The organism is Kineococcus sp. TRM81007 (assembly GCF_022669155.1).
GTDB lineage: Bacteria > Actinomycetota > Actinomycetes > Actinomycetales > Kineococcaceae > Kineococcus.
This window is the reverse complement of sequence record NZ_JALBVB010000056.1, coordinates 116,274-123,817: the sequence shown is the minus strand read 5'-3', so window position 1 is coordinate 123,817 and position 7,544 is coordinate 116,274. Positions and strand designations below refer to the sequence as shown.

The following is a 7,544-nucleotide window of genomic DNA, read 5'->3' as shown; positions in this document are numbered from 1 at the left end:
CCGGGGGGTCAGGGCGCCGGCAGCAGGCGCAGCTCGAGGGAGTCGACCCGGTCGGCCAGGACCGCCGAGGCACCCAGCCGCTCCCCCAGCTGCGAGGTCAGCCGCTGCAGGCCGGCGCCGTCCAGGCCGGGGACGACCCCGACGACCACGCGCAGCTCGGCCGCGGGCGCGGCCTCGAGCCGCACCCCGCGCACACCGTCCACGTCCGCCACCGCCTCGGTCACCGCGGCCTCGACGAGGCCGTCGAAGGGGGCGGGAACCCACTCGCGCTCCTGGGCGAGCGCCCACAGCGCGGTGCGGCGCACCACGAAGCGCACCGGCCCGGCGGGGTCCAGCACGAGCACCTCGCACCGCTCCTGCACCCCCGACAGCGCTGCGCGCGCGGCGGGCACCGGCACCGGGCGCGCGTCGGAGCGCCAGGCGGACAGCGCCGCCAGGTCGGTGAACAGCGGCAGACCGCGGCGGCCGTCCGGTTGCGTCAGCAGGGCCAGCGCCATGTCGGCGCTCTTGTCCCCCGCCGGGCCCGCCGCGACGACCTCCTGCTCACCCAGGACGGCGACGACGGGGGCGAACACGCGCGTGGCGGCGAGCTGCGCCACCACCCGCGCCTCCGCGCGCAGCACGGCCACGGGGTCGGCCCCCTCCCCCGCCACGGCCGACCAGTCGGCCAGGGCCCGCGCCAGGCCCCGCGCGCGCCGGCCCTCGTCACCGGTGAAGGGGTTGGGCAGCAGGGTGCGCCCGGCCCAGGGCACGCCGGCGGAGTCGGTCGCCCCGCGCTCGGGCCCGCCGGCAGCTGCGGTCAGGGCCGGCCCGCCACGTCGAGGGCCTGCGGCAGCGTGAACGCCCCCGCGTACAGGGCCTTGCCGACGATCGCGCCCTCCACGCCCACCTCGACGAGGTCCCGCAGGACGCGCAGGTCCTCCAGGCTGGAGACGCCGCCGGAGGCGACCACGGGGGCGCTGGTGCGGGCGCAGACCTCGCGCAGCAGCTCCGTGTTCGGCCCGCGCAGGGTCCCGTCCTTGGTGACGTCGGTGACGACGTAGCGGGCGCACCCGTCGGCGTCCAGGCGGGCCAGGACGTCCCAGAGGTCCCCGCCCTCGCGGGTCCAGCCGCGCGCGGCGAGCGTGGTGCCGCGCACGTCCAGGCCGACGGCGATGCGGTCGCCGTGCCGGGCGATGGCGGCGCGCGTCCACTCCGGGTCCTCCAGCGCGGCGGTGCCGAGGTTCACCCGGCGGCAGCCGGTGGCCAGCGCCGCCTCCAGGGAGGCGTCGTCGCGGATGCCGCCGGACAGCTCCACGGCCACGTCGAGACGGCCGACGACGTCGGCGAGCATCTCGCGGTTGGAGCCGCGCCCGAAGGCGGCGTCGAGGTCGACGAGGTGGATCCACTCGGCGCCGGCGGCCTGCCAGGCCAGGGCCGCGTCCAGCGGGGATCCGTAGAAGGTCTCGCTGCCGGCCTCGCCCTGCACGAGGCGGACGGCCTGGCCGTCGGCGACGTCGACGGCGGGCAGGAGCTCGAGCCGGGGGGCTTGCGCGGGGGCGTCGGTCACGGGCGGGCAGTCTACGGACCGCCGCGCCCGCCCCCGGCACCCCCTCGGCGGGGCTCAGCTCAGCGAGGTCACCCAGTTGCGCAGCAGCTGCGCGCCCGCGTCACCGGACTTCTCGGGGTGGAACTGGGTGGCGGCCAGGGGCCCGTTCTCCACCGCGGCCACGAACCGGGTGCCGTGCTCGGCCCAGGTGACCCTGGGCGGTTCCACGAGGCCACCGGTGGTGTCGACGAGCTCGAAGCGCTGCACGGCGTAGGAGTGCACGAAGTAGAAGCGCTCGTCCTGGACGCCGTCGAAGAGCACCGAGCCGGCCGGTGCGTCGACACCGGTCCACCCCATGTGCGGCACGACCTGCGCGGGCAGGCGCTCGACGGTGCCCGGCCACTGGCCCAGCCCCTCCTTCACGCCGTCGCCGGGTTCGGTGGACGTCTCGAACATCACCTGCAGGCCCACGCAGATGCCCAGCACCGGGCGTCCGCCGGCCAGGCGCTGGTCGACGATGCCGGCGCCGTCGATGGCCTCCAGGCCGGCGTTGACGGCGGCGAAGGCACCCACGCCGGGCACCAGGAGCCCGTCGGCCTCCAGCGCGGCCTTCCGGTCACCGGTCAGCTCCACGTCGGCGCCGACGCGCTCCAGGGCCCGCACGGCGGAGCGGACGTTGCCGAAGCCGTAGTCGAGGACGACGACGCGCTTGCTCACAGGGCTCCCTTGGTGGACGGCACGCCCTGCACGCGCGGGTCGGGCTCGACGGCGTAGCGCAGGGCGCGGGCGAGGGCCTTGAACTGGGCCTCGACGACGTGGTGGGGGTCGCGGCCGGCGAGGACGCGCACGTGCAGGGCGATCTGCGCGTGGAAGGCGAAGCTCTCGAGCACGTGGCGGGTCAGCGAGCCGGTGAAGTGCCCGCCGATGAGGTGGAACTCCTGCCCGTCGGGCTCGCCGGTGTGCACGCAGTAGGGGCGGCCGGAGACGTCCACGACGACGTGCGCGAGGGCCTCGTCGAGCGGGACGGTGGCGTCGGCGAAGCGGCGGATGCCGCGCTTGTCGCCCAGGGCCTGGCGGAACGCCTGGCCGAGCACGATGGCGGTGTCCTCGACGGTGTGGTGGACGTCGATGTGGGTGTCGCCGCTCGCGCGGACGGTGAGGTCCACCAGCGAGTGCTTGCCCAGCGCCGTGAGCATGTGGTCGTAGAACGGCACCGTGGTGTCGATCTCGGTGCGCCCGGTGCCGTCGAGGTCGAGCTCGACCAGGACGCTGGACTCGGACGTGCTGCGCTCGATGCGCGCGGTGCGGCTCACTTCTTCTCCCCGTCGACCTCGGTCAGCGCCTGCCGGAACGCCGCCATCTCCTGCTCTGTTCCGATGCTCACCCTCAGCCAGCCGTCGGGGCCGGTCTCGCGGATGAGCACGCCGCGCTCCAGCAGCCCCTGCCAGACGGCGTGCCGGTCCGCGAAGGTTCCGAAGAGCGCGAAGTTCGCGTCGGAGTCGGCCACCCGGTACCCGTTGCCCCGCAACCACTCCACGGTCTCGTCACGGCGCCGGCGCAGCTCGTCGACGGTGGACAGCAGCGTGGTGGAGTGCCTCAGGGCGGCGCGCGCGACGGCCTGCGTGACGGCCGAGAGGTGGTACGGCAGCCGCACGATGCGCAGCGCGTCGACGAGGGCGGGGGCGGCGGCGAGGTAGCCCACGCGCGCGCCGGCCAGGGAGAACGCCTTGCTCATGGTGCGGCTCACCGCGAGGTTGCCGTGCCGGGGCAGCAGCTCCAGGGCGCTGGGCACGCCCGTGCGGCGGAACTCCCCGTACGCCTCGTCGACGACGACGACCGCGCGCTGCGGCAGGGCGTCCACCGCGTCGAGGACGGCCTCGATCGTCGCGAGCGGCAGCGCCGTGCCGGTGGGGTTGTTCGGGCTGGCCAGCAGCACCACGGAGGGGCGGTGCTCGGCGATCTGCGCGCGGGTGTGCTCGACGTCGAGGGTGAAGTCGTCGGCGCGCCGGCCGGTGACCCAGCGGGTGAGGGTGTCGCGCGCGTACTCCGGGTACATGGAGTAGGTGGGCGCGAAGCTCAGCGCGGTGCGCCCGGGCCCGCCGAAGGCCTGCAGCACGTGCAGCATGACCTCGTTGGAGCCGTTGGCGGCCCACACCTGCTCCGGGGTGAGCTCGGCGCCGGACTCGACGCGCAGGAAGGCGGCGAGGTCGGCGCGCAGGTCGAGGAACTCCCGGTCCGGGTAGCGGTTCAGGCCGCTCGCCGCGGCAGCGACGGCCCCGGCGATGTCGGCGACGACCTCGGGGGCCACCGGGTAGGGGTTCTCGTTGACGTTGAGCACCACGGGCACGTGCAGCTGCGGGGCGCCGTAGGGGTGCTCGCCGCGCAGGTCCTCGCGCAGCGGGAGGTCGTCCAGGGCGGTCCCCCGGGCCGGCGGGCGCGTGGTGTCGGTGGTCACGGCGGCATCATCCCAGAGTGGCCGGGCGTCCCGGTCGCCCCCGGCCGCCACCTAGCATCGAAGCGTGAGACGCCTCGCCGCCGCCCTGACCTGCCTCGCCCTCGGCCTGGGGGCCGCGGCCTGCAGCGCGTCCACCGAGAGCGGCGCGAGCGCGGACTGCGCCCTGGACGGCTGCACGGTGACGTTCCCGCGCGACGGCCAGCCGGAGGTGTCGGTACTCGGGGTGGAAGCGCAGCTGCTGGAGGCCGGGGACGGCTCGGCGCGGCTGGAGGTGGCCGGGCAGGAGGTCGCTCTCGACGTCGGAACCGATGCGCAGGTGGCCGGGTTCACCGCGGGGCTGGACCGGGTGACGGAGTCCGAGGTCGTCGTCGTTCTGCGGCGCTGAGCCGACGCTGGTTCAACCCCACCTGCGGGGGCCGCGCAGCAGCCTCCACGCCAATCGGGCACGGGGACCCGCGGCGCTCCGCACGCCGCCGGCCTCCGCAGGGTCCAGCTCCCCGGCGAGCAGCCCCTCCACGGTGGCGGGCCAGCTCGCGAGCAGCAGCGCCGCGTCGGCGTCCACCGCACCCCTGACCCCACCGCGCCAGGCCGCGCCGGCGTCCCGGCCCCCGGTCCGGCTCACCAGGAGGACGTCGGCGCCGCGGACGAGGCGGGAGAGCCTCGCCGCGCCCGCCTCGGCATCGGCCGGTCGATCGGGGACCACCACGCAGCCGACGCCGCGAACCAGGACCACGGACGCCCGGACGCCCGCCAGGGCGCACACGGCGGCGAGGCGCTCGACGTCGTTGACCGGCACGACGAGCACGGCGCGACCCGCCCCGCCGGAGCGGGGACCGGACGAGGCGGCAGTGCTGTCGTCCGGCACGGGCACTCCTCTGGTGGGTGGTGCGGTGCCAGCGCGCCGGGCAACGGCTCGGGCACGGCGACTCGAACAGGACCTGGACCGCACGCTCGGTGCCCGCGCGGTTCGCGGGACCGAGGTGCGCATGTTACTACGCAGAACCGGACCCGCAGCGTCCGCGGACCACCTGCCGGGAGGGTGGCGCGCGCAGGACCGACGCCGACGGGACGGTGCTCCGCACCGTGGAGCACCGTCCCGCACGGACGCGGGGGAATCAGCAGAGGCTGGTGGTGCTGCTCTCGACGTTGCCGCTGATCGTGTTCTGCTGCCCCGTCTTCACGACGTAGGTCCCGAGGCGGCAGGCGCGGTTGCCGGAGACCGTGACACCGTTGACCGCACCGACGAGGTTCACCGCGTTGCCCGTGCCGTCGTGGAACCAGTTCCCCAGGCCCGCGCCGCCGATCAGGACGTCGGAGACGTTCACCACACCGCTGCCGAAGGTGCCGGTGCGGACCCCGCCCCAGCGCGCCCCGTAGAACTCGTTCTTCTGGACGGTGATGTTGTAGATGCGCGCCCCGGGCTTGGTGAAGGCGAGCTGCAGGCCGGAACCGCGGTCGCCGCCGCGCACCTTGTTCGCGACGTAGCGAACGTCGTGCACGTCACCGAAGTTGGCGTGGGCGACCAGTCCGTCGTCGCCGCCCGTCCTGGTGCCCTGGTCCACGACGTTGCCGACGACGTCCCCGAAGGAGGAGGTGTTGACGTGGATCCCGTCGAGCTGGTTGTAGTGGTCGACCTGCGGGCCGAGGGTGCTGCTGTTCTTGACGCAGAAGTTCTTGGTGCTGATGACACCGATCGAGTAGGAGAACGGGTTGCGGGTGTGCACCCGCTCGATCAGGACGTTGCTGGACCGGCGCACGTCGACCATCCACTGGGTCAGCCGGTTCGGGAGTCCGGCGGCGTTCAGGACGTCTCCGCTGGCGTCCGTGGACAGGTCGCTGATGGTGACGTTCTTCATGCCGGTGGTCGTGACGAGGGGGTACCCGCCGAACCAGTGCTTGGTCTGCAGGAACCGGGGACCGGCCTTCAGCACCGTGGTGCGACCCGCACCGTCCAGGTGCACTCCGCTGCGCATCTGCAGGTGACCGTCGATGACGTAGGTCCCCGACGGGATGGGCACGACGCCACCGCCGGCCGCGCCGGCGCGGTCGATCGCCGCCTGGATGCCGGGCGTGTCGTCGACGGCGTCACCGGGCGTGATGCCGGTCGGCGCGAAGACGGTCGTCGCCGTGGCACCGGTGGCCCCGCTGAGCGTGCAGGAGACGAGGGAGGAAGCGGAGACGGTGGTGGTGGTGGTGGTGGCGGCGGAGGCGGTGGCGGCGGGGGAGGCCGCGAGGGGAGCGGCCAGCACGGCGGCACCGAGGAAGAAGGAGGCGAGCTTGCGCACGGGGGAGCACCTGTTTCGGAAGGGGGGTAGGTCGGGCTTCCCCCCATGCGTCGGGCCCTCCCGGAGACCGCTTTAGCCGTACCGGCCCGAGGTGCGGCGCCTCCACCGGATGGAGCAACGGTGGCGACGCAACGTGACGATGCGTGTGGTGGCGCAGCTTCGAGCGCCGGCTCCCGCGGCGCACGGCCACCCGCGACGCAGGCAGGACCTCGGGCCGCCGATCACCGGCCTCCCGGCCTCCCGGGAACGGCTCTCCCCGGCACCCGGTGCACCGCCACCCGCTGCCGGCCGAGCCCGGCGACCCGCCCGCGCGGAGAGGTCGCGGTCAGCGGACCAGGTTGTCGGTGCCCGTCGCGTCCTCGGGGAGTAGGAACCCGCCGCTCCCGATCGACGTGTTGTGCGAGACGTGGATCCCACCGCCGGTGCGGGTGCGCACCTGGACGGCGAACCGCGCGTTGCGGGTGAACACGTTGCCGTCGCGTCGATCACCGCCGATCGTGATGCCCCTGACCACACCGCCGCCGCCGTAGTCCCCGACGCGCACCCCGCTCGGGGAGTCGTAGAACAGGTTCCCGGCCACCGTGATGTCGTGGATGTCGCCGTCCCCCACGGCGAGCTGCATCCCGCCGCCGTACCTGCCGGACCGGACCCGGTTGCCCCGGTAGACGACGTGGTGGCAGTCCCTGCCCATGGTGTGGGCGACGAGGGCGTCGTCACCGTCGCGCCCCGGCCCTCCCTGGTCCACGTCGTTGTCCACGACGAGCCCGTGGCTGGAGTCGAGGACGTGGATGCCGTCGAGCTGCGTGTACCGCCCCGACGTCCGCACGAGGGTCCGGCACCCCCGGATGGTGAAGTCCGTCGAGCCGACGCTGGCGATGGAGTAGGAGAACGGGTTCACGGTGCTGACCCGTTCGACCACGACGCGCCTCGAGCGGCGGATGTCGACCAGGTACTCGTGCAGGCGGTTCTCGACGTTCCCGTCCAGCAGGTCCCCGCTCTGGTCGGCGGTCAGGTCGGCGATGCGCACGTCCTGGGCACCGTCGGTCGTCAGCAACGGGTACCCGTCGTTGGGCCCGCGCGTCTCGAGGAACCGCGGGCCGGCCTTGACCACGGTGCTCGGCCCCGCCCCGACGAGAGCGACAGCGCTGCGGACCAGGAGGTGCTCGTCCGTGAGGTAGGTCGTGCCGGCGGCCAGCCGCACGGTGCCGCCCCCGGCCTCGTGCACGGCGTCGATGGCCCGCTGCACGGCGGGCCCGTCGGTCCCCTCCGGCACCAC

The 7,544-nt window shown here is 74.5% G+C and carries 9 protein-coding genes; 1 reads left to right on the top strand and 8 read right to left on the bottom strand.

The window, feature by feature from the left end:
- Positions 1–8 precede the first annotated feature (8 nt).
- Genes MN205_RS14760 through MN205_RS14740 form a run of 5 tightly spaced genes read right to left on the bottom strand, consistent with a single transcriptional unit; the run spans position 9 to position 3,983 of the window.
- A complete protein-coding gene (locus MN205_RS14760) occupies positions 9–752 on the bottom strand; it encodes an SseB family protein (protein WP_242128612.1) in 744 nt (247 codons plus the stop codon).
- Between the two features lie 47 nt (positions 753–799).
- Positions 800–1,549, bottom strand: a complete 750-nt coding sequence (gene priA / locus MN205_RS14755; RefSeq protein WP_242128610.1) for a bifunctional 1-(5-phosphoribosyl)-5-((5-phosphoribosylamino)methylideneamino)imidazole-4-carboxamide isomerase/phosphoribosylanthranilate isomerase PriA — start codon at positions 1,547–1,549, stop codon at positions 800–802.
- 54 nt (positions 1,550–1,603) lie between these two features.
- Positions 1,604–2,245, bottom strand: coding sequence for an imidazole glycerol phosphate synthase subunit HisH (gene hisH, locus MN205_RS14750; protein WP_242128608.1), 642 nt, complete (start codon positions 2,243–2,245; stop codon positions 1,604–1,606).
- The gene (hisB, locus tag MN205_RS14745) at positions 2,242–2,841 is read right to left on the bottom strand and encodes an imidazoleglycerol-phosphate dehydratase HisB (RefSeq protein WP_242128606.1); all 600 of its coding nucleotides are present in this window, start codon (positions 2,839–2,841) and stop codon (positions 2,242–2,244) included. Before hisB ends, hisH begins: the two co-directional genes overlap by 4 nt.
- Complete coding sequence (locus MN205_RS14740; protein WP_242128605.1) at positions 2,838–3,983, bottom strand: histidinol-phosphate transaminase; 1,146 nt, start codon at positions 3,981–3,983, stop codon at positions 2,838–2,840. The genes hisB and MN205_RS14740 overlap by 4 nt, the downstream gene beginning before the upstream one ends.
- Positions 3,984–4,047: 64 nt before the next feature.
- Between MN205_RS14740 and MN205_RS14735 the strand changes: the two genes are divergently transcribed.
- Positions 4,048–4,368, top strand: coding sequence for a hypothetical protein (locus MN205_RS14735; RefSeq protein WP_242128604.1), 321 nt, complete (start codon positions 4,048–4,050; stop codon positions 4,366–4,368).
- 12 nt (positions 4,369–4,380) lie between these two features.
- Here the strand turns inward: MN205_RS14735 and MN205_RS14730 are convergent, their stop codons facing one another.
- The 3 genes from MN205_RS14730 to MN205_RS14720 all read right to left on the bottom strand — a co-directional run bounded on the left by MN205_RS14730 (position 4,381) and on the right by MN205_RS14720 (position 7,541).
- Positions 4,381–4,848 (bottom strand): hypothetical protein, encoded by a 468-nt coding sequence (locus MN205_RS14730; protein WP_242128602.1) that lies wholly within the window; start codon positions 4,846–4,848, stop codon positions 4,381–4,383.
- A gap of 250 nt (positions 4,849–5,098) precedes the next feature.
- Positions 5,099–6,268 carry a glycosyl hydrolase family 28-related protein gene (locus tag MN205_RS14725; protein ID WP_242128600.1) on the bottom strand — a complete coding sequence of 390 codons (1,170 nt, stop codon included), beginning with the start codon at positions 6,266–6,268 and terminating at the stop codon, positions 5,099–5,101.
- 325 nt (positions 6,269–6,593) lie between these two features.
- A complete protein-coding gene (locus MN205_RS14720) occupies positions 6,594–7,541 on the bottom strand; it encodes a right-handed parallel beta-helix repeat-containing protein (RefSeq protein ID WP_242128598.1) in 948 nt (315 codons plus the stop codon).
- Positions 7,542–7,544 lie beyond the last annotated feature (3 nt).